Here is a 19390-nt window from a genome sequence, read left to right as displayed (position 1 = left end):
AACTAATAAGCAGCGGTATACGCTGCTTTGCTTTTTTCATGTTCTCTCTTTTGGGCTCAAATTAAAAATAGTGCCAAGTAATCGAGGCTTTTCACGTTTTATTACACTCTTCACCATGGCTTTTACTGCTATATTCTGGTGATTTGCTTGCTATTGCAGCATGTAAACATATACTAGTCTGCTGCGAAAAACTCGTCGCAATTTTATCGTCGCCTAGACGTGATTTGACCAATAGATAAGACAAGTAACATGCAAGTATCAGATTTCCATTTCGACCTTCCAGATGAACTCATCGCTCGCTACCCTCAACTAGAGCGTACCGCTAGCCGACTGCTGCAAATGGACGGCAATACCGGAGAGCTCATTGATGGCACATTTACTGATGTATTGGGCCAAGTTCAACCCGGTGACTTAGTGGTGTTTAATAATACACGTGTTATTCCTGCTCGTCTTTTTGGCCGCAAGGAATCGGGCGGTAAATTAGAAGTGCTAGTGGAGCGCATGTTGGATGAGAAAAGCATCCTCGCGCACGTTCGTTGCTCTAAATCACCAAAACCAGGTACAACCATTATTGTTGGCGAGAATGATGAATATTCAGCAGAAATGGTTGCACGCCATGATGCTTTATTTGAACTGAAATTTAGTTCTGATAAGACGGTACTAGAAATTCTGGAAGAAATCGGCCATATGCCGCTTCCTCCTTACATCGACCGTCCAGACGAAGATGCAGATAAAGAGCGTTACCAAACGGTATATAATCAAAAGCCAGGTGCGGTTGCGGCACCGACGGCGGGCCTTCACTTTGATGATGTTCTCTTGGAGAAAATCAAAGCGAAAGGTGCAGAGTTTGCTTACGTTACTTTGCACGTTGGGGCGGGTACATTCCAGCCAGTAAAAGTGGAAAATATCAACGATCACCACATGCATGCCGAGTACGTAGAAGTACCACAAGAAGTCGTCGACGCAATTAAAGCGACGAAAGCGCGTGGCGGACGAATTATTGCTGTTGGTACCACATCTGTGCGTTCACTTGAAAGTGCAGCGCAAGACGCATTGCAAAAAGGGACTGAGCTGGCCCCATTCTTTGGCGATACTGAAATCTTTATTTTCCCTGGTTACGAATATCAGCTAGTGGATTGCTTGATCACAAACTTCCACTTGCCTGAATCAACACTGATCATGTTGGTGAGTGCATTTGCTGGATACGAGAACACCATGAATGCTTACAAACATGCGGTGGAAAACAAATACCGTTTCTTCTCGTATGGCGATTCAATGTTCATCAAGAAGAAAACGGCGTAGTTAAAAATAGATTTACGAGTGCTAGCAGTAAGCTAGGAAATAAAGCATCCATTGCTTTGTCTCTCGCAAGGAAAAGCGACCGCTCCTTAAAGTAGGGTAGAGCCCTAAACACTCAGTCAGACTGTTTCTCTGACACCCGGAGGCATCGTGAAATTAAAATTCGATCTTAAGAAGAAAAACGGCAATGCACGTCGTGGTCAACTGACTTTCGAACGCGGCACTGTTCAAACTCCTGCGTTCATGCCAGTAGGTACTTACGGTACCGTTAAAGGTATGACACCAGAAGAAGTAAAAGGTACTGGTGCAGAAATTCTGCTAGGTAATACGTTCCACCTGTGGCTACGTCCTGGTCAAGAAGTGATGAAAATGCACGGTGACCTGCACGATTTTATGAACTGGCACGGTCCTATTCTTACTGATTCAGGCGGCTTCCAAGTATTCAGCCTTGGTAAGATGCGTACGATCACTGAAGAGGGTGTTCACTTTCGTAACCCAGTAAACGGTGACAAGATTTTCATGGACGCAGAAAAGTCGATGGAAATTCAAAAAGACCTGGGCTCTGACATCGTTATGATTTTTGACGAGTGTACGCCTTACCCAGCGACACACGATGAAGCGAAGAAATCGATGGAAATGTCATTACGCTGGGCACAGCGTTCACGTGACCACTTCGAGAAGCTAGAAAACCCGAACAACCTATTTGGTATTGTCCAAGGTGGTGTTTACGAAGATTTACGTGATGTGTCGGTAAAAGGTCTAACGGAAATCGGTTTTGACGGTTACGCGGTTGGTGGTTTGGCAGTAGGTGAGCCTAAAGAAGACATGCACCGTATTCTTGAGCATACTTGTCCTCAACTTCCTGAAGACAAACCTCGCTACTTGATGGGCGTAGGTAAGCCAGAAGACTTGGTTGAAGGTGTTCGTCGTGGTATCGACATGTTTGACTGTGTAATGCCAACGCGTAACGCACGTAATGGTCACTTATTTGTGACTGGTGGTGTGATCAAGATCCGTAATGCGAAACATAAAACGGATACAACACCATTGGATCCGCATTGTGACTGTTACACTTGTCAAAACTACAGCAAGTCGTACCTTCACCATTTAGAGCGTTGTAATGAAATCTTAGGCGCTCGCTTGAATACAATCCATAACCTGCGTTACTACCAACGTCTGATGGAAAGCATTCGTAAAGCAATTGATGAAGATCGCTTCGATGAATTTGTTACTGAGTTCTATGAGCGTCGTGGCCGTGAAGTGCCACCACTAGCAAAAGAGCAGTAATTGAAAAACTAAAAGAATTAAAGCCTTTGGCATGTCGCCAGAGGCTTTTGCTAATAAAGTAGGCTAACGCACGTTATTTTTGAGAGAGCGATCTCTATTAGTTACTCTCAGACTTGAATCTAAAATGCGAAAGCCCAATTTGTTTGATTATCAATAAAATATAATGAGGATGTTTTAATGTTTATTTCTCAGGCTCACGCAGCAGCAGAAGGCGCGCCAGCAGGCGGTGGTTTTGAAATGCTAATCATGCTTGGCATGTTCGCAGTGATCTTTTACTTCATGATTTATCGCCCACAAGCGAAACGCGTAAAAGAACACAAAAACCTAATGGCTTCTATGGGCAAAGGCGACGAAGTTTTAACTAGCGGTGGCCTAGTGGGTAAAATCACTAAGATTGCTGAAGACAATGACTACATTTCAATTGAGCTTAACGCGAACAATGAAGTAGTAATCAAGAAAGACTTCATCACTGCAGTGCTACCAAAAGGTACGCTTAAGTCTCTATAAAACAGCTAAAGGATCCTCGCTGTGCTAAACCGTTATCCATTATGGAAGTACTTGATGGTGCTTTTTGCCATCATCACCGCTGCGTTATACGCACTTCCAAATATCTACGGTGAAGATCCGGCTATTCAAGTTACAGGGGCGCGTGGCGCCTCTGTAGATATGTCAACGCTGGATGCTGTCACTACTGCTCTTAACAAAGAGCAACTTTCTCATAAATCCATTGCTCTCGAAGATGGATCAATTCTTGTTCGTTTTAACGACACTGACACACAAATCAGTGCTCGTGATGTCATCAGCGAAGCGCTAGGCAAAGACACAATTGTTGCACTTAACCTTGCACCTTCTACACCCGATTGGCTAGAAGCGATTGGCGCGTCACCATTGAAGCTAGGTCTTGACCTTCGCGGTGGTGTTCACTTCTTAATGGAAGTGGATATGGATGCAGCGATGGAAAAGCTTGTTGGTCAACAAGAAGAAGCTTTCCGTAGCGAACTTCGTGACGCCAAGATTCGTTACCGTGCAATCCGCCCTTCTGGAAAAGAAGCGGTAGAAGTGTTGTTGCGTAACGAAGAGCAATTAGCAGAAGCGAAAGCAACGCTAGAAAAGAATCACCCGGACATGATTTTTGTCGATTCTGATTCAAATGGCCGTTACGCTCTTACTGCCACCTTTACTGAGCAACGTTTACAAGAGATCCGTAACTATGCTGTTGAGCAAAACATTACGATTTTACGTAATCGTGTCAACGAACTAGGTGTTGCGGAACCATTGGTTCAACGTCAAGGTGCTAGTCGCATTGTGGTTGAACTGCCTGGTGTTCAAGACACTGCTCGTGCAAAAGAAATTCTCGGAGCTACGGCAACGCTTGAATTCCGTGAAGTTGATGATAAAGCTGACCTATCGGCAGCGGCAAATGGTCGTGCGCCAGCAGGTAGTGAAATCAAGATGGACCGTGATGGTCGCCCAGTTGTGCTTAAGAAGCGCGTTATTCTTGGCGGTCAAAGCATCACAGATGCAAGCTCAAGTGTTGATGAATATGGTCGTCCACAAGTTAACATCTCGCTAGACAGCGAAGGTGGTAATAAGATGTCTGCGTTCTCTAAGAAGAACATTGGTAAGCTAATGGCTACCGTGTTTGCAGAATACAAAGACAGTGGCCGTCGTACGCCTGAAGGCAAAGTTATTCTGGATAAGCATGAAGAAGTCATCAACCAAGCAACGATTCAATCGGCTCTTGGTCGTAACTTCCGTATCACAGGTATCGACTCTGCTGCAGAAGCACACAACCTAGCACTTCTACTACGTGCTGGTGCACTGATTGCACCTATCTCTATCGTTGAAGAACGTACCATTGGTCCATCAATGGGCCAGCAAAACATCGATATGGGTATCCAAGCATGTATCTGGGGTATGGTTGCCGTAATGCTATTTACGCTGCTTTACTACCGCGGCTTTGGTTTGATTGCAAACATCGCTCTAATGGCAAACTTGGTGCTTATCATTGGTGTTATGTCGATGATTCCAGGCGCTACCATGACGCTTCCAGGGATAGCCGGTATCGTGTTAACAGTCGGTATGGCGGTTGATGCGAACGTACTGATCTTCGAGCGTATCCGTGAAGAAATTCGTGATGGACGCAGTCCACAACAAGCAATTCACCAAGGTTACGCGAATGCATTCAGCACGATTGCTGATGCGAACATCACAACACTAATTACTGCAATCATTCTATTTGCGGTCGGTACAGGTGCGGTGAAAGGTTTCGCAGTTACTCTATCTATCGGTATCTTAACTTCAATGTTCACCGCCATTATTGGTACACGTTGTATCGTGAACCTGATCTACGGTGGCAAACGCGTTGATAAATTGTCGATCTAAGGCTGGGAATTAATATGTTTCAAATTCTAAAAGCAGAGAAGACGATCGGCTTTATGCGTTGGTCGAAAGTAGCATTCGTTTTTTCAATTATAATGATTGCTGCTTCTATCTTCACTTTGTCAACCAAGTGGCTTAATTGGGGTCTAGATTTCACTGGCGGTACGCTTATCGAGGTCGGTTTTGAACAGCCAGCAAACCTTGAAGAGATTCGTGCAGCACTAGATTCAAAAGGCTTTGGCGATGCGACAGTACAAAACTTCGGTAGTGCTCGTGAAGTCATGGTCCGTCTTCGTCCACGTGATGACGTTTCTGGTGAAACGCTAGGTAACCAAATCATTGGTGCTATCAAAGATGGTACTGGCGAAAGCGTAGAAATGCGTCGTATTGAGTTCGTAGGTCCCAATGTTGGTGATGAGCTAACAGAAGCTGGTGGTCTAGCGATCTTGGTATCGCTGATCTGTATTCTGCTTTATGTATCGATGCGATTTGAATGGCGTCTAGCGGCTGGTGCGGTAATGGCATTGGCTCACGATATAATAATCACGCTAGGTGTCTTCTCGTTTCTACAAATTGAAGTTGACCTGACCATCGTAGCTGCGCTACTGACGGTTGTGGGCTACTCACTCAACGATACCATCGTTGTATTTGACCGGATTCGTGAAAACTTCCGTAAGATGCGTAAGGGTGAACCTTCAGACATTATGGACGCCTCAATCACTCAGACGTTGAGCCGTACATTGATTACATCTGGTACGACTTTGTTCGTGGTAATTGCACTGTTCATGCAGGGTGGTGCTATGATTCACGGCTTTGCAACCGCACTTTTACTCGGTATCACTGTAGGTACTTACTCTTCTATCTACGTAGCATCAGCACTGGCTCTGAAACTGGGTATCCAGAAAGAGCACTTGATGCCACCTCAAGTAGAAAAAGAAGGTGCAGAGTTCGACGAGATGCCATAAGGCAGATTGAGAACCGAAAACAAAAACCGCTGAGCAATCAGCGGTTTTTTTATGCCTGATAGATTTGAAAGTTTCATTTTTTTTTGAGGTACTTCCAGCTTGAATTGTAGTTTTTTGATTGAGTTGAATATCGGAAGTATGTTCAACAATTTCGGGAGGAAATAATGTCAAGGCAAGCTGAAATAAAAGTACAGTTACTGAAGTTTGTAGAGATTTCTTACAAGCACAATAAAGGTGTTACCACCAAGCTAGTTACTGGAGGGAAAAGGTTCAAGTTAGCAGTTGATGAGTCAGGTAAAGTAACTTTATCTGGTGAGCTTGGATTTACTAAGTTTGAAGTTTCAAAAGAAATGGTTGAAGAGCTGGGCATAAAATTAAAAGCCGTTTCTGTTACTTTTAAAACTACTCGTGATGGTGTTTTGACATACAGTGGGAGTGTTTCTCTTTTTGGTGTTGTTTCCTTTGGAGTTACTGGGCAGGTAAATGTCCGTGAGCTTTTAGAGCAGTGCGAGTGGGGGCTTTGTAAGTACAGATTTAAGCCGAGTAAAATTGATCAAGCGCTCCGTGAAGCTGGGGTTTAGTTGGTTATGCTAAATAGAATTCTACCTATTCCGGTTTTACTAAGTGTTTCAACGCCCTGCATCGCAAGTCCACTCCACGATACTTACCTTGATATACGTAATAATTTATACAAGATGCAGTATATAGAGGTGGTAGAAGCTATGGCAGGACCAAATCTATCGATTGAAGAGCTGAACAGTATTAAGTCTCACCCAATAAAATTTGGTCATCAATTTCCATTTTTATCATCTATCCCATCAAGTTTGGTTACAGAGCTGTCTTACTTTGAAGAGTACAGTGAGGATGGAGGAGTTGGATGTCTTTCTGTAAACGGCTTTGGTGATGTATACCAGCCAGTCACGGTTTCGCTGCAGTTTTTAATGAAGGAACAAATATGGAAGGTTAAGCACGTAAAAATAGACCACTTATCTGACTACGACCGTTTCTACAAACAGGCTGATTGTTCGAAATAAAAAAGCCCCGCTCAATGAGCGGGGCTTTCTAAAGTCATCAGCGTGACGGGCTATATATGACTTTCAAATCTTACTTAAGGATCGCGCTGTTACCGTTTTCGCGGATGTGCTTAAGGATAGATTTTACGCCACGAGCGCTTGAAGCAACGATGTTACCAGACTTCATGTAGTCAGTGCCGCCAGCAAAGTCTGTTAGGATTGCGCCAGCTTCACGAGCAATAAGCTCACCTGCTGCCATATCCCAAGGTTTTAGGCCTAGCTCGAAGTAACCATCAACACGGCCAGCAGCCACGTAACAAAGGTCAAGAGCAGCAGAGCCGCTACGACGGAAATCAGCACATTCAGTGAATAGCGCACCAACGATCTTGATGTAAGACTCAGCGTGTTGTTTCTGCTTGAATGGGAAGCCTGTTGCTAGAACAGTACCTTGAAGGTCTTTTAGTTGAGCAACACGAATACGTGCACTGTTTAGTTGAGCGCCGGCACCGCGTTGTGCAGTGAATAGCTCGTTTTGCATTGGATCGTAAACACAAGCAACTTCAGTTTTGCCCTTAATACGAACAGCGATAGAAACCGCGAAAGTTGGGTAACCTTTTACAAAGTTAGTGGTGCCATCCAGTGGGTCGATGATCCATTGTACGTCTTTATCTTTACCTTCGATAAGACCTTGTTCTTCAGCAACGATACAGTGCTCAGGGTAAGACTGCTTGATAGTATCGATGATGATGTATTCTGCTTCTTTGTCTACGTTAGTGACAAAGTCATTAGTGCCTTTAAGAGTAGATTCTACTTTATCAGTGTTTTCTAATGATTTAGCAATATGATTGCCTGCCTTTCGCGCAGCGCGAATAGCAATGTTTAGCATTGGATGCATACGAATTTCCCAACGGATGTTAAAGAACAAATGAAAGCGGCGGCGAGTATACCAGAGATAATCAAAAAGGGAAGTGGTTATTTTTTACTCTAATTGCGGCCGACTGAGTGTACAGATCATACTGCGGACGAGAACAATAACCAAGAATGAGAAGAGAGGTCTGCTTGCCTCTAGGGTGTCTTAAAAAACTATGATAACATTCTGCGGTTTTAATTTAGGTAGCAAACACAGATGTTGGATCAAGTAAAAATTGTACTCGTAGGTACCTCTCATTCAGGCAATATTGGCTCAGCAGCTCGAGCAATGAAAGTGATGGGTTTAAACCAACTAGTATTAGTCGATCCACAATGTGAAGTGGATGAACAAACTCTTGCTTTAGCTGCGGGTGCTGGTGATATTGCTCAAAATGCAAAGATTGTCGGCACATTAGAAGAAGCGGTTGAAGATTGTGGCCTTGTTGTGGGTTCTAGCGCCCGCTCTCGTACATTAGAATGGCCAATGCTCGAGCCACGTGAATGCGGTGAGAAATTTGCAGTTGAAGGCCGAAAGCATCCGGTTGCGCTCGTGTTTGGCCGAGAAAGAACTGGTTTGACAAACGAAGAGTTACAAAAGTGCCACTACCATGTTTGTATTCCCGCTAATCCTGAGTACAGCTCGCTTAACCTAGCGATGGCTGTACAAACTCTCAGTTACGAAGTGCGAGTTGCACACTTGAACTTAGAGCAAAGCCAGTTTTCCCCAAATGAATCGGACGAATACCCGCGTCATCGAGAACTCGAAATGTTCTTCGAGCATCTTGAAAAGGTGATGGTTGAGACCCAGTTTATTAACAAAGAGCAACCTGGACAGGTGATGAATAAGTTGCGCCGTTTGTTCTCTCGTGCTCGACCAGAAACCCAAGAACTTAATATTCTACGAGGCGTTTTGACTTCGATAGAAAAGAAGTTCTGAGTGAATAATAACCACTTTAGATGTGAGGATGAATACCTGAGTAAAATGGTCAAATAAATACTTGACCAAATTACTCAGGTATGGAAAAATCTTAACCATTACAAACCATGTGGATACGGTGTGGTATGAAACTTACATCTAAAGGAAGATATGCGGTGACAGCCATGCTGGATGTGGCACTGCATTCGCAACAAAACCCTGTACCTCTGGCTGATATTTCAGAGCGTCAAGGGATCTCGCTCTCTTACTTAGAGCAGCTATTTTCAAAATTGCGTAAAGCAGGTCTCGTTGCCAGCGTTCGTGGTCCTGGTGGTGGTTACCGACTTGGTGCCGACGCTCACAGTATCGCTATTGGTACCGTGATTGCTGCCGTTGATGAGTCAGTAGATGCAACCAAATGCCAAGGTAAAGGAGATTGCCAAGGTGGAACACGTTGCCTTACTCACACGCTGTGGCGTGACCTAAGCTCTCGCATTAGTGACTTTTTGAATAACATCACTCTTGGTGAGTTGATGACAGACAATGAAGTACTCGAAATTTCTGATCGTCAGGACATTGATCTGGCGGTAACCCATGGGCTATCAAACAAAAATACAACCGCCGCGCCCATCGGTGTAAACGTCCGCTCTTAGCGGTCAGCTTTTTACATTGGAGTAGAGAATGAAACTGCCGATTTATCTTGATTATTCCGCTACATGTCCAGTTGATCCACGTGTTGCTGAAAAAATGGTTCAGTACATGACAATGGATGGCACATTTGGCAACCCAGCGTCACGTTCGCACCGTTACGGCTGGCAGGCAGAAGAAGCGGTCGATACTGCTCGTGAGCAAATTGCTGACCTTCTAAATGCAGATCCTCGCGAAATCGTATTTACATCTGGTGCGACAGAATCAGACAACCTTGCGATTAAAGGTGCAGCGCACTTTTACTCGAAGAAAGGCAAGCACGTAATCACTTGTAAAACAGAGCACAAAGCCGTTCTTGACCCATGTCGTCAACTTGAGCGTGAAGGCTTTGAAGTGACTTACCTTGAGCCAGAATCAAATGGCTTGATCGATCTAGAGAAGCTTAGAGCAGCCATGCGTGATGACACCGTGCTTGTGTCTATTATGCATGTAAACAACGAGATTGGTGTGGTTCAAGACATTACAGCGATCGGCGAACTGTGCCGTGAGCGTAAAATTGTTTTCCACGTGGACGCTGCGCAATCTGCAGGTAAATTACCAATCGACGTTCAAGAGATGAAAGTTGATCTAATTTCACTTTCTGCTCACAAAGTTTACGGTCCTAAAGGTATCGGTGCACTTTACGTACGTCGTAAGCCTCGTATTCGTCTTGAAGCGCAAATGCACGGTGGCGGTCATGAGCGTGGTTTCCGCTCTGGTACACTACCTACTCACCAAATCGTAGGCATGGGTGAAGCATTCCGCATTGCAAAAGAAGACATGCAAAAAGATTACGATCATGCTTTAGCGCTTCGTAACCGTCTTTTTGATGGCGTGAAAGACTTAGAAGCAGTGACGGTAAACGGTGACTTTGAGCAGCGTGTACCACACAACCTAAACATCAGTTTCGCATTCGTAGAAGGTGAATCACTACTAATGTCGCTTAAAGATCTAGCGGTATCTTCTGGTAGTGCTTGTACGTCTGCAAGCCTTGAGCCTTCTTACGTTCTTCGTGCCCTAGGCATGGATGACGAATTGGCTCACAGCTCGGTTCGTTTCTCGTTTGGTCGTTTCACGACTGAAGAAGAAATTGATTACGCAATTGAACAAATCCGCGTTGCAGTGACTAAGCTACGCGACATGTCTCCTCTATGGGATATGTACAAAGAAGGGATTGATTTGAGCACTGTTGAATGGGCTCACCATTAATCTCAGGGATTGAAATAGAGGATTCGAGGTAATTTATCATGGCATACAGCGAAAAAGTAATTGATCACTACGAGAACCCACGTAACGTTGGTTCATTCGATAAAGAAGATCCATCAGTAGGTAGCGGCATGGTTGGCGCTCCTGCGTGTGGTGACGTAATGAAGCTTCAAATCAAAGTGACACCTGAAGGTATCATCGAAGATGCGAAGTTCAAAACATACGGTTGTGGTAGTGCAATCGCATCAAGCTCACTAGTAACTGAGTGGGTAAAAGGTAAGTCAGTTGATGAAGCGGCAGCAATTAAAAACTCTGAGATTGCTGAAGAGCTAGAGCTTCCACCAGTGAAAGTTCACTGTTCTATTCTTGCTGAAGATGCAATCAAAGCAGCGGTTGCTGACTACAAGAAAAAACACCAAGAATAATTATCCCGTAATATAATGGGAGCTTTGACGCTCCCATTCCAATCGAAATTTAGACAGACTAAGGTGCAGTATGGCCATCACAATGACAGAATCAGCGGCAAGTCGCGTAAGAGCATTCCTAGATAACCGAGGCAAAGGTATCGGTTTACGTCTTGGAGTGAAGACGACTGGTTGTTCCGGCATGGCATACGTACTTGAGTTTGTTGATGAGCTCAATGAAGAAGACGAAGTATTTGAACTCTCTGGAGTGAAAATTATCATCGATCAAAAGAGCTTAGTGTACCTAGATGGTACTGAATTGGATTACGTGAAAGAAGGGTTGAATGAAGGTTTTGAATTCAACAACCCTAACGCGAAAAGTGAATGTGGTTGTGGTGAAAGCTTCAACGTCTAATTGATTGTCCTTCTGGGCAAACGAGTCCGGAAGGCTTTACTAGGACCCGAACTTAATGAATCACTTTGAATTATTTGGGCTACCAAGTCAGTTTAAGCTGGATGGTAGCCTTCTTTCTTCTCAGTTCCGAGAACTACAAAAACGCTTCCACCCGGATAACTTTGCAACGGGCTCAGAACGTGACCGTTTGATGGCGGTGCAAAAGGCGGCGCAAATCAACGATGCCTATCAAGTTCTGAAAAATCCTATTTCTCGCGCCGAGTATATCCTCGCAGAGCAAGGTGTTGAGATCCGAGGTGAACAGCAAACAATGCAAGATCCGATGTTCTTAATGGAGCAAATGGAACTGCGCGAAGAACTGGAAGAGATTGCTGACAGCTCCGATCCTGAATCGGCGCTTTTTGACTTCGACTCTAAGGTCAGCAAAATGTACAAACAGCATCTGGCAAGCGTCGAGCAAGAGCTTGATGATGGTCTATGGGCTGAAGCCGCAGACCGAGTTCGTAAGCTAAAATTCATTGCCAAACTAAAGAACGAAATTGAGCTAGTCGAAGACAAACTCCTCGGCTAGTAAGCGTGACAAGGACCTATCATGGCACTACTTCAAATCGCAGAACCGGGCCAAAGCTCGGCACCTCATGAGCATAAGTTAGCAGCGGGTATCGACTTAGGTACTACCAACTCTTTGGTTGCTTCTGTACGTAGCGGCGATGCAACTCCACTTGCGGACGAGCAGGGCCGTACTATTTTACCTTCAGTCGTTAATTACGCTGAGGAAACGTTAACGGTCGGCCACGAAGCCAAAGCCAAAGCAGAGTTTGAACCAGAGAACACGATTATCTCTGTAAAGCGTTTGATCGGTCGTTCATTAAAGGACATTCAGTCCCGTTACTCTTCACTTCCTTATCGTTTTAAAGAGAGTGAAAACGGCCTGCCAATTCTGCAAACACCTCAAGGTGACAAAAACCCGATTGAAGTATCTGCGGACATCCTAAAAGTATTGGGTAAGCGAGCTGAAGATACGTTAGGTGGTGAGTTAGCTGGTGTAGTTATTACCGTTCCTGCTTACTTTGATGACGCGCAACGTGCAGGTACAAAAGATGCGGCGAAATTAGCTGGTCTTCATGTTCTCCGTCTACTTAACGAACCAACCGCTGCGGCAATTGCTTATGGCCTAGACTCTGGTCAAGAAGGTGTGATTGCGGTTTACGATCTAGGTGGCGGTACTTTTGATATCTCTATCCTACGTTTATCGAAAGGCGTATTTGAAGTATTAGCAACAGGTGGCGATTCTGCATTAGGCGGTGACGACTTCGACCATCTATTTGCCGATTATTTAATGGAGCAAGCGGGTCTAGAAGCGCCGCTTTCTGCAGAAAAGAACCGTACACTGTTGAACATTGCTACTGAAGCTAAGATTGCTTTCTCTGAGCAAGACAGTGTTGACGTTGACGTTTTTGGTTGGAAAGGCACCGTGACTCGCGAGCAGTTCGAAGATCTGATTCGTCCGCTAGTGAAGAAAACCCTGATGTCTTGCCGCCGTGCGCTGAAAGATGCAGATGTAGATGCGGAAGATGTACTTGAAGTAGTAATGGTCGGTGGCTCAACACGCACATTGCTTGTACGAGAAATGGTTGGCGAATTCTTTGGCCGTACACCACTGACAAGCATTAACCCTGATGAAGTTGTTGCAATCGGCGCGGGTATCCAAGCAGACATTCTCGCGGGTAACAAGCCTGACTCTGAAATGTTGCTTCTTGATGTGATTCCACTGTCGCTCGGTATTGAAACCATGGGTGGTTTGGTCGAGAAGATCATCCCCCGCAACACTACGATTCCCGTTGCGCGTGCGCAAGAATTTACCACATTCAAAGATGGCCAAACGGCGATGAGTGTTCATGTGGTACAAGGTGAACGTGAAATGGTTGATGACTGTCGTTCGCTTGCTCGCTTCTCGTTAAAAGGTATTCCTCCGATGGCAGCGGGTGCGGCACATATTCGCGTGACTTACCAAGTTGACGCAGATGGCCTTCTTTCTGTTACGGCAATGGAGAAGAGCACTGGTGTTCAATCAGAGATTCAAGTAAAACCTTCTTACGGCTTAAGTGACAATGAAGTGGCGGATATGTTGCGTGATTCAATGACGCACGCAAAAGAAGACATGCAAGCTCGTGCCTTAGCTGAGCAGCGTGTTGAAGCCGACCGAGTGATAGAAGGTTTGATTGCAGCGATGCAAGCTGATGGTGATGACTTACTATCAGAACAAGAGAAACAAAACTTGATTAAAGCCATCGAAGCCTTGATTGAGCTGCGTAATGGTGATGATGCAGATGCGATAGAGCAAGGCATTAAAGATACCGATAAAGCGAGCCAAGATTTCGCATCACGCCGTATGGATAAATCGATTCGAGCTGCGTTGTCAGGTCAATCAGTAGACGATATATAAGAGATAAGTAGTTATGCCTAAGATTATTGTATTACCACACGACGATTTGTGCCCAGAAGGTGCAGTGTTGGAAGCAAACTCTGGTGACACCGTTCTAGACGTAGCGCTAAAAAACGGTATCGGTATTGAACATGCGTGTGAGAAGTCATGTGCGTGTACTACCTGCCACGTAATCATCCGTGAAGGTTTTGATTCACTAGAAGAAAGTGAAGAACTAGAAGACGACATGCTAGATAAAGCGTGGGGTCTAGAGCCTGAGTCACGCCTAGGGTGTCAGGCGAGAATTGCTGATGAAGACTTGGTGGTAGAAATTCCTAAATACACACTAAACCACGCTTCAGAAGATCACTAAAACTATCTTCCCAATATAGGGAAGAAGCAAAAGGAAGATGAGCAATGAAATGGACAGATTCTCGCGATATCGCGATTGAACTTTGTGACAAGTTTCCAGATGTCGATCCAAAAACAGTGCGTTTTACCGATCTTCATCAATGGATCATGGAGTTAGATGAGTTTGACGATGAGCCAAACCGTTCTAATGAAAAGATTCTAGAAGCCGTTATCATGTGCTGGATGGACGAAGCGGACTAAGTCTGTAAAACACAGCCTAGTTAACAATTCTTACTAAAAAAAGCGGACCTTTAGGTCCGTTTTTTTATCCAATTGACATTTTTGCCCTACATAATGCTAACATCCGTGAGTTATTAAAAAGAAGCAGCGTAGGCAACGCTGCTATAAGACAAGGAGAAACCATGTCTACACAGATGTCTGTATTTTTAAGTCAAGAGTCGGCAGCACCACATTGGGGTGAAAAAGCACTGCTTTCATTCGCTGAAAACGGCGCAACTATTCACTTAGGTGAAGGTCATGATCTCGGCGCAATTCAACGTGCAGCTCGTCAGCTAGATGGCCAAGGAATTCGTTCTATTTTTCTTTCTGGTGATAACTGGGATCTAGAGAGCGTATGGGCTTTCCACCAAGGGTTCCGTAACCCTAAAAAACATGGCTCAGTTGAGTGGGCAGCATTGTCTGATGAAGATCAAGCAGAGCTTCAAGCTCGTATTACTTCGACTGATTTTACCCGCGATATTATCAACAAAACGGCAGAAGAAGTTGCTCCTCGTCAGCTAGCGACAATGGCTGCTGAATTCATTAAATCTGTTGCGCCGAAAGGCACGGTGACAGCACGTATCGTCAAAGACAAAGACTTGTTGGCAGAAGGTTGGGAAGGTATTTACGCAGTAGGCCGTGGTTCTGAGCGTACTTCTGCGATGCTTCAGTTAGACTACAACCCAACTGGTGACGAAAACGCACCTGTATTCGCATGTCTTGTGGGTAAAGGCATCACCTTTGATTCCGGTGGTTACAGCTTGAAGCCTTCTAACTTCATGAGTGCAATGAAAGCAGATATGGGTGGCTCGGGTACTATCACTGGTGGCCTAGGGTTAGCTATCTTACGCGGTTTGAACAAGCGCGTAAAACTGATCTTGTGTTGTGCTGAGAACATGGTTTCTGGCCGTGCCCTTAAGCTTGGCGACATCATCACTTACAAAAACGGCAAAACCGTTGAGATTATGAATACCGACGCGGAAGGTCGCTTGGTGCTTGCAGACGGTCTTATCTACGCTAGTGAGCAACAGCCTGAGTTAATTATTGACTGCGCGACGCTAACAGGCGCAGCGAAGAATGCGTTAGGTAACGATTACCATGCGCTAATGAGCTTTGATGATGAGCTATCGCATCAAGCGCTTACGGCGGCAAACCAGGAAAAAGAAGGCTTGTGGCCGCTACCACTTGCTGATTTCCATCGAGAAATGCTGCCATCTAATTTTGCCGATTTATCGAATATCAGCTCTGGTGATTATTCTCCGGGTGCAAGTACTGCAGCTGCATTCTTGTCTTACTTCGTTGAGGACTACAAAAAAGGCTGGTTACATTTCGACTGTGCGGGTACGTATCGTAAAGCCGCTTCTGATAAATGGGCTGCGGGAGCAACGGGTATGGGTGTTCGTACACTTGCTCGTTTCCTCAATGAGCAAGCTGGAAAATAAGATTGATTGCAGCACTCTCTTGTTTGAGTGCTGCTCTTACCCAGTAAGTCACTTTAAAAGCACAACTATTATTACAAGTACAGAAAGGAAATTTTATGGCTCTAGAAAGAACATTTTCAATCATTAAGCCTGATGCTGTAGAGCGAAACCTAATTGGTGAAATCTACAATCGTATTGAAAAGGCTGGCCTACGTATCATCGCTGCCAAAATGGTTCACCTGACAGAAGATCAGGCAAGTGGCTTTTATGCAGAGCATGAAGGTAAAGAGTTTTTCCCTCCTCTAAAAGAGTTCATGACATCTGGTCCTATTATGGTTCAGGTATTGGAAGGTGAAAATGCGATTGCACGTTACCGCGAGCTAATGGGTAAAACCAACCCAGAGGAAGCGGCATGCGGCACTTTGCGTGCTGATTACGCACTCAGCATGCGTCACAATTCAGTTCATGGTTCCGATAGCCCTGAGTCTGCCGCTTGTGAAATTGAGTTTTTCTTCCCTGAATCAGAAGTTTTCTCTCGCTAACTCGTTCATGCATCACTTTTGCGTGATGATCTAGTTCGTAACAACCTCGGATTTGTCCGAGGTTTTTTATTCCGCGTTCTCCATTTCACCGGCGAGTTCATTCGTAATTATTCGCGAAGACGTTGGCTAATCTGAGCATCTTACAGGGGGGAAAGCTTAGTTAAGTGTGTTTGTTCTCACTGTTTTCTCTGTATCACTTCTACGCTTTTGCTGTCGGTTGTCTAATCATTATTCTCACCGCAAAGTCTGTTTAAAATTTAATCGTTTTTATTTTAATGCCTTAGCAAACTCAGGGTCTTACACCCCTTGTTGTAGCTGCATAAAGGCTGTACAATTCGCGCCCTTATTCTTGTTTCAGTCATTGAGAGGCAACATGACCACTGAAAAAATCAATCTACTCGACTTTGATCGCAAAGGCATGCGTCAGTTTTTCGCGGAAGAACTTGGCGAGAAAGCGTTTCGTGCCGATCAGGTTATGAAGTGGATCTACCATTTCGGTGTAGATGACTTCGAAAAAATGACAAACATCAACAAGAAGCTGCGCGAAAAGCTTTTACACAAGTGTGAAATTAAAGCACCAACTGTAGCAGAAGCCCAGCATTCTTCAGACGGCACGATCAAGTGGGCAATGAAGGTTGGTGATCAGGATGTAGAAACGGTTTACATTCCAGAAGATGATCGCGCAACGCTTTGTGTATCTTCTCAAGTAGGTTGTGCATTGGAATGTAAGTTCTGCTCAACAGCACAGCAGGGCTTTAACCGTAACTTGAAAGTTTCAGAGATCATCGGTCAGGTGTGGCGTGCTGCACGTGAAATTGGTCTTGAGAAAGAAACAGGCCGTCGCCCAATTACGAACGTCGTGATGATGGGCATGGGTGAGCCGCTTCTTAATATGAAGAACTTGATTCCTGCATTGGAGTTAATGCTGGATGACCTTGGCTTTGGTTTGTCGAAGCGTCGTGTAACCGTATCAACATCAGGTGTGGTTTCTGGTCTTGATCAGATGACGGGCAAAATCGACGTTGCGTTGGCGATCTCTCTTCATGCGCCAAACGATAAGCTGCGTAGTGAAATCATGCCAATTAACGATCGTTGGGATATTCAAGATTTCCTAGCATCCGTTCGTCGTTACATTGCTTCATCGAATGCAAACCGTGGCAAAGTAACAGTCGAGTACGTGTTGCTTGATCATGTGAACGATGACATGGACCATGCTCGTGAACTGGCTGAGCTGATGAAAGACACACCATGTAAGATTAACTTGATTCCGTTTAACCCGTACCCAGGTTCACCTTACAAGAAACCAAGTAACTCACGTATTGATCGCTTCCAAAAAACATTGATGCAATACGAGCACACAGTTACGGTTCGTAAAACACGTGGTGATGACATTGATGCCGCATGTGGTCAGTTGGTCGGTGATGTAATTGACCGAACTAAACGTACGGCAATGCTGAAAGCGTCACGCGGTGCCGATACCATTGAAGTGAAAGCTGTATAAACGACCGGAATTCAAAAATAGCCAGAGCCATTCGCTCTGGCTATTTTGTTTATTGTTTAGGACATTTTCGCCAAGATTTGGGACTATCACTCTTCAACCTAAGGTTATTTGGGTATAATTTCGAATTCCTTTGTCAAAGTTTGGACAAAAGCTTGAGCTATCTGTTAGTTTGAGTGTAAAGAGTTTTTGTCTTCGTTGCGCATTCGCTTATCATGATATGTAACACTAACGATGACACCGATAATTCTCAGCATTTTCTCACATACGTTTTGCTGATTTTTGCAAAACGGGTATTCGCACTCAGATCGCTGAGAGTTTCTTAAAATTATTATTTTTGGTTAACGCGTTTAGGCTAGCTATCTTTAAAGAGGCTTAAGAACAATAACGAAAATACATGACCACGTTAGCCACTAAAACAGATTAAATACCGCCATTATGACAGAACACGAAAATACGAATGAAGTGCCACTCTCTATTGAAGCTGGCACATTACTGAAAAACAAACGTGAATCCTTGGGAATGAGCCAAAAGCAAGTTGCCGATCGCCTGAGGCTTCGCATTTCTGTGATTGAAGATATTGAAAATAACCGATTTGAATCTCAACAAGTCGCGACATTTACGCGTGGTTACTTACGCTCTTACGCTAAATTCGTAGGTCTTGATGAGAAGGTGGTTTTGACGGCGTTAGAGCAGACTGCCGATGCTCAGCCTCAAGAGCAAGAAATTGAAATGCAAAGCTTCTCTCGTAAAACAAAAGACGAGAAGCACAATAGCCGTATTATGCTCCTTACTTGGGTTATCGGGCTGGTCATTATTGGCATCTCAGCGGCATGGTGGTGGCAAAACCAACAAGAGAATAGCCTAACTAAGGAAGTAACGGATTCAAGTGTTGAAGCGCCGCAGCCCACTGCTCAAGAATTAGCTGATATCGATTTGATGACGGCTGAAGAGTTAATCGCAAGCACTCCTGAAGAAGTTGCTTCAACTAATGAAGGCGTTGCTGAATCGACTGAAGCATCCGTTGAGCAAGGGGCGGATCCTTTGCTGACTGAAACTGAAAATACAACAAGCGTAGATTCTGAAGAACCTGTTGCCGTGATTGAAGCGGCGGAAGAGGAACAGCCTGCGCCAGTAGTACCTGAAGGCATGACACTTCTTACTATGAAGTTTAAAGCGGACTGTTGGATTCAAGTAAAAGACACCAATGGTAAAACGCTGGTAAGTGGTACTCATAAGCCAGGACAAGATGTAGAACTTACCGGAAAAGCGCCATTTAAAGTGATATTGGGCGCACCGGAAGGGGTTACAATGACATTTGCAAGTGAACCTGTCGACCTTTCTGGGTATACTTCAGGCAAAGTAGCTAGATTCACTCTACCGTTATAAAA

At 44.6% G+C, this 19390-nt stretch carries 21 protein-coding genes; 20 read left to right on the top strand and 1 reads right to left on the bottom strand.

The window, feature by feature from the left end; translation table 11 throughout:
• Positions 1 to 249: 249 nt before the first annotated feature.
• From queA to R7P67_RS13230, 7 genes are all read left to right on the top strand, one after another.
• On the top strand, positions 250 to 1302 hold the full coding sequence (gene queA / locus R7P67_RS13260; protein ID WP_262653855.1) for a tRNA preQ1(34) S-adenosylmethionine ribosyltransferase-isomerase QueA: 1053 nt from the start codon (positions 250 to 252) through the stop codon (positions 1300 to 1302).
• A gap of 147 nt (positions 1303 to 1449) precedes the next feature.
• A complete protein-coding gene (tgt, locus tag R7P67_RS13255; protein ID WP_005381727.1) occupies positions 1450 to 2586 on the top strand; it encodes a tRNA guanosine(34) transglycosylase Tgt in 1137 nt (378 codons plus the stop codon).
• A gap of 177 nt (positions 2587 to 2763) precedes the next feature.
• The gene (gene yajC / locus R7P67_RS13250; RefSeq protein ID WP_005381725.1) at positions 2764 to 3093 is read left to right on the top strand and encodes a preprotein translocase subunit YajC; all 330 of its coding nucleotides are present in this window, start codon (positions 2764 to 2766) and stop codon (positions 3091 to 3093) included.
• 21 nt (positions 3094 to 3114) lie between these two features.
• Entirely contained in the window at positions 3115 to 4971 is a 1857-nt protein-coding gene (gene secD / locus R7P67_RS13245) for a protein translocase subunit SecD (protein ID WP_005381724.1), read from the top strand.
• A 14-nt stretch (positions 4972 to 4985) separates the two neighbouring features.
• Positions 4986 to 5933: a protein translocase subunit SecF gene (secF, locus tag R7P67_RS13240; RefSeq protein ID WP_005383689.1), complete on the top strand. Its 948-nt coding sequence runs from the start codon at positions 4986 to 4988 to the stop codon at positions 5931 to 5933.
• Positions 5934 to 6097: 164 nt separating this feature from the next.
• Positions 6098 to 6514, top strand: a complete 417-nt coding sequence (locus R7P67_RS13235) for a hypothetical protein (protein WP_017633921.1) — start codon at positions 6098 to 6100, stop codon at positions 6512 to 6514.
• A gap of 141 nt (positions 6515 to 6655) precedes the next feature.
• Entirely contained in the window at positions 6656 to 6967 is a 312-nt protein-coding gene (locus R7P67_RS13230; RefSeq protein WP_017633920.1) for a hypothetical protein, read from the top strand.
• Between the two features lie 70 nt (positions 6968 to 7037).
• Here R7P67_RS13230 and suhB read toward each other — a convergent pair whose 3' ends face one another.
• The gene (gene suhB, locus R7P67_RS13225; protein WP_005381722.1) at positions 7038 to 7841 is read right to left on the bottom strand and encodes an inositol-1-monophosphatase; all 804 of its coding nucleotides are present in this window, start codon (positions 7839 to 7841) and stop codon (positions 7038 to 7040) included.
• A gap of 231 nt (positions 7842 to 8072) precedes the next feature.
• On the opposite strand from suhB, the gene trmJ reads away from it, so the two are divergent.
• From trmJ to rodZ, 13 genes are all read left to right on the top strand, one after another.
• Entirely contained in the window at positions 8073 to 8792 is a 720-nt protein-coding gene (gene trmJ / locus R7P67_RS13220; RefSeq protein WP_238854681.1) for a tRNA (cytosine(32)/uridine(32)-2'-O)-methyltransferase TrmJ, read from the top strand.
• 125 nt (positions 8793 to 8917) lie between these two features.
• On the top strand, positions 8918 to 9424 hold the full coding sequence (iscR, locus tag R7P67_RS13215) for a Fe-S cluster assembly transcriptional regulator IscR (protein WP_005381720.1): 507 nt from the start codon (positions 8918 to 8920) through the stop codon (positions 9422 to 9424).
• 28 nt (positions 9425 to 9452) lie between these two features.
• On the top strand, positions 9453 to 10667 hold the full coding sequence (locus R7P67_RS13210) for an IscS subfamily cysteine desulfurase (protein WP_005381719.1): 1215 nt from the start codon (positions 9453 to 9455) through the stop codon (positions 10665 to 10667).
• Between the two features lie 38 nt (positions 10668 to 10705).
• Positions 10706 to 11089 carry a Fe-S cluster assembly scaffold IscU gene (iscU, locus tag R7P67_RS13205; RefSeq protein ID WP_005381718.1) on the top strand — a complete coding sequence of 128 codons (384 nt, stop codon included), beginning with the start codon at positions 10706 to 10708 and terminating at the stop codon, positions 11087 to 11089.
• A 70-nt stretch (positions 11090 to 11159) separates the two neighbouring features.
• Positions 11160 to 11483 carry an iron-sulfur cluster assembly protein IscA gene (iscA, locus tag R7P67_RS13200; protein ID WP_005381717.1) on the top strand — a complete coding sequence of 108 codons (324 nt, stop codon included), beginning with the start codon at positions 11160 to 11162 and terminating at the stop codon, positions 11481 to 11483.
• A 55-nt stretch (positions 11484 to 11538) separates the two neighbouring features.
• A complete protein-coding gene (gene hscB, locus R7P67_RS13195; protein WP_017820566.1) occupies positions 11539 to 12054 on the top strand; it encodes a co-chaperone HscB in 516 nt (171 codons plus the stop codon).
• Positions 12055 to 12075: 21 nt separating this feature from the next.
• Positions 12076 to 13929, top strand: a complete 1854-nt coding sequence (gene hscA / locus R7P67_RS13190; protein WP_053302969.1) for a Fe-S protein assembly chaperone HscA — start codon at positions 12076 to 12078, stop codon at positions 13927 to 13929.
• Positions 13930 to 13942: 13 nt separating this feature from the next.
• Positions 13943 to 14281, top strand: a complete 339-nt coding sequence (gene fdx, locus R7P67_RS13185) for an ISC system 2Fe-2S type ferredoxin (protein ID WP_005381713.1) — start codon at positions 13943 to 13945, stop codon at positions 14279 to 14281.
• 44 nt (positions 14282 to 14325) lie between these two features.
• Positions 14326 to 14520, top strand: a complete 195-nt coding sequence (gene iscX, locus R7P67_RS13180) for a Fe-S cluster assembly protein IscX (RefSeq protein ID WP_005381711.1) — start codon at positions 14326 to 14328, stop codon at positions 14518 to 14520.
• 161 nt (positions 14521 to 14681) lie between these two features.
• Complete coding sequence (gene pepB / locus R7P67_RS13175; RefSeq protein WP_262653851.1) at positions 14682 to 15980, top strand: aminopeptidase PepB; 1299 nt, start codon at positions 14682 to 14684, stop codon at positions 15978 to 15980.
• A 95-nt stretch (positions 15981 to 16075) separates the two neighbouring features.
• Positions 16076 to 16501 carry a nucleoside-diphosphate kinase gene (gene ndk, locus R7P67_RS13170; protein ID WP_262653849.1) on the top strand — a complete coding sequence of 142 codons (426 nt, stop codon included), beginning with the start codon at positions 16076 to 16078 and terminating at the stop codon, positions 16499 to 16501.
• Between the two features lie 373 nt (positions 16502 to 16874).
• Complete coding sequence (locus R7P67_RS13165) at positions 16875 to 18002, top strand: bifunctional tRNA (adenosine(37)-C2)-methyltransferase TrmG/ribosomal RNA large subunit methyltransferase RlmN (protein WP_017633913.1); 1128 nt, start codon at positions 16875 to 16877, stop codon at positions 18000 to 18002.
• A gap of 435 nt (positions 18003 to 18437) precedes the next feature.
• Positions 18438 to 19388 carry a cytoskeleton protein RodZ gene (rodZ, locus tag R7P67_RS13160; protein WP_005381700.1) on the top strand — a complete coding sequence of 317 codons (951 nt, stop codon included), beginning with the start codon at positions 18438 to 18440 and terminating at the stop codon, positions 19386 to 19388.
• Positions 19389 to 19390 lie beyond the last annotated feature (2 nt).

This window comes from Vibrio sp. Vb0937 (genome assembly GCF_033338855.1).
The sequence above is the reverse complement of the archived record's forward strand: the minus strand, read 5'-3'. Positions and strand labels throughout refer to the sequence as shown.

Excerpts from the sequence above, each read along its gene's own strand:
- queA (WP_262653855.1), top strand. The coding sequence starts at position 250 with ATGCAAGTATCAGATTTCCATTTCGACCTTCCAGATGAACTCATCGCT.
- yajC (WP_005381725.1), top strand. The coding sequence starts at position 2,764 with ATGTTTATTTCTCAGGCTCACGCAGCAGCAGAAGGCGCGCCAGCAGGC.
- secF (WP_005383689.1), top strand. The coding sequence starts at position 4,986 with ATGTTTCAAATTCTAAAAGCAGAGAAGACGATCGGCTTTATGCGTTGG.
- R7P67_RS13235 (WP_017633921.1), top strand. The coding sequence starts at position 6,098 with ATGTCAAGGCAAGCTGAAATAAAAGTACAGTTACTGAAGTTTGTAGAG.
- R7P67_RS13230 (WP_017633920.1), top strand. The coding sequence starts at position 6,656 with ATGGCAGGACCAAATCTATCGATTGAAGAGCTGAACAGTATTAAGTCT.
- suhB (WP_005381722.1), bottom strand. The coding sequence starts at position 7,841 with ATGCATCCAATGCTAAACATTGCTATTCGCGCTGCGCGAAAGGCAGGC.
- trmJ (WP_238854681.1), top strand. The coding sequence starts at position 8,073 with ATGTTGGATCAAGTAAAAATTGTACTCGTAGGTACCTCTCATTCAGGC.
- iscR (WP_005381720.1), top strand. The coding sequence starts at position 8,918 with ATGAAACTTACATCTAAAGGAAGATATGCGGTGACAGCCATGCTGGAT.
- R7P67_RS13210 (WP_005381719.1), top strand. The coding sequence starts at position 9,453 with ATGAAACTGCCGATTTATCTTGATTATTCCGCTACATGTCCAGTTGAT.
- iscU (WP_005381718.1), top strand. The coding sequence starts at position 10,706 with ATGGCATACAGCGAAAAAGTAATTGATCACTACGAGAACCCACGTAAC.
- iscA (WP_005381717.1), top strand. The coding sequence starts at position 11,160 with ATGGCCATCACAATGACAGAATCAGCGGCAAGTCGCGTAAGAGCATTC.
- hscB (WP_017820566.1), top strand. The coding sequence starts at position 11,539 with ATGAATCACTTTGAATTATTTGGGCTACCAAGTCAGTTTAAGCTGGAT.
- hscA (WP_053302969.1), top strand. The coding sequence starts at position 12,076 with ATGGCACTACTTCAAATCGCAGAACCGGGCCAAAGCTCGGCACCTCAT.
- fdx (WP_005381713.1), top strand. The coding sequence starts at position 13,943 with ATGCCTAAGATTATTGTATTACCACACGACGATTTGTGCCCAGAAGGT.
- iscX (WP_005381711.1), top strand. The coding sequence starts at position 14,326 with ATGAAATGGACAGATTCTCGCGATATCGCGATTGAACTTTGTGACAAG.
- pepB (WP_262653851.1), top strand. The coding sequence starts at position 14,682 with ATGTCTACACAGATGTCTGTATTTTTAAGTCAAGAGTCGGCAGCACCA.
- ndk (WP_262653849.1), top strand. The coding sequence starts at position 16,076 with ATGGCTCTAGAAAGAACATTTTCAATCATTAAGCCTGATGCTGTAGAG.
- R7P67_RS13165 (WP_017633913.1), top strand. The coding sequence starts at position 16,875 with ATGACCACTGAAAAAATCAATCTACTCGACTTTGATCGCAAAGGCATG.
- rodZ (WP_005381700.1), top strand. The coding sequence starts at position 18,438 with ATGACAGAACACGAAAATACGAATGAAGTGCCACTCTCTATTGAAGCT.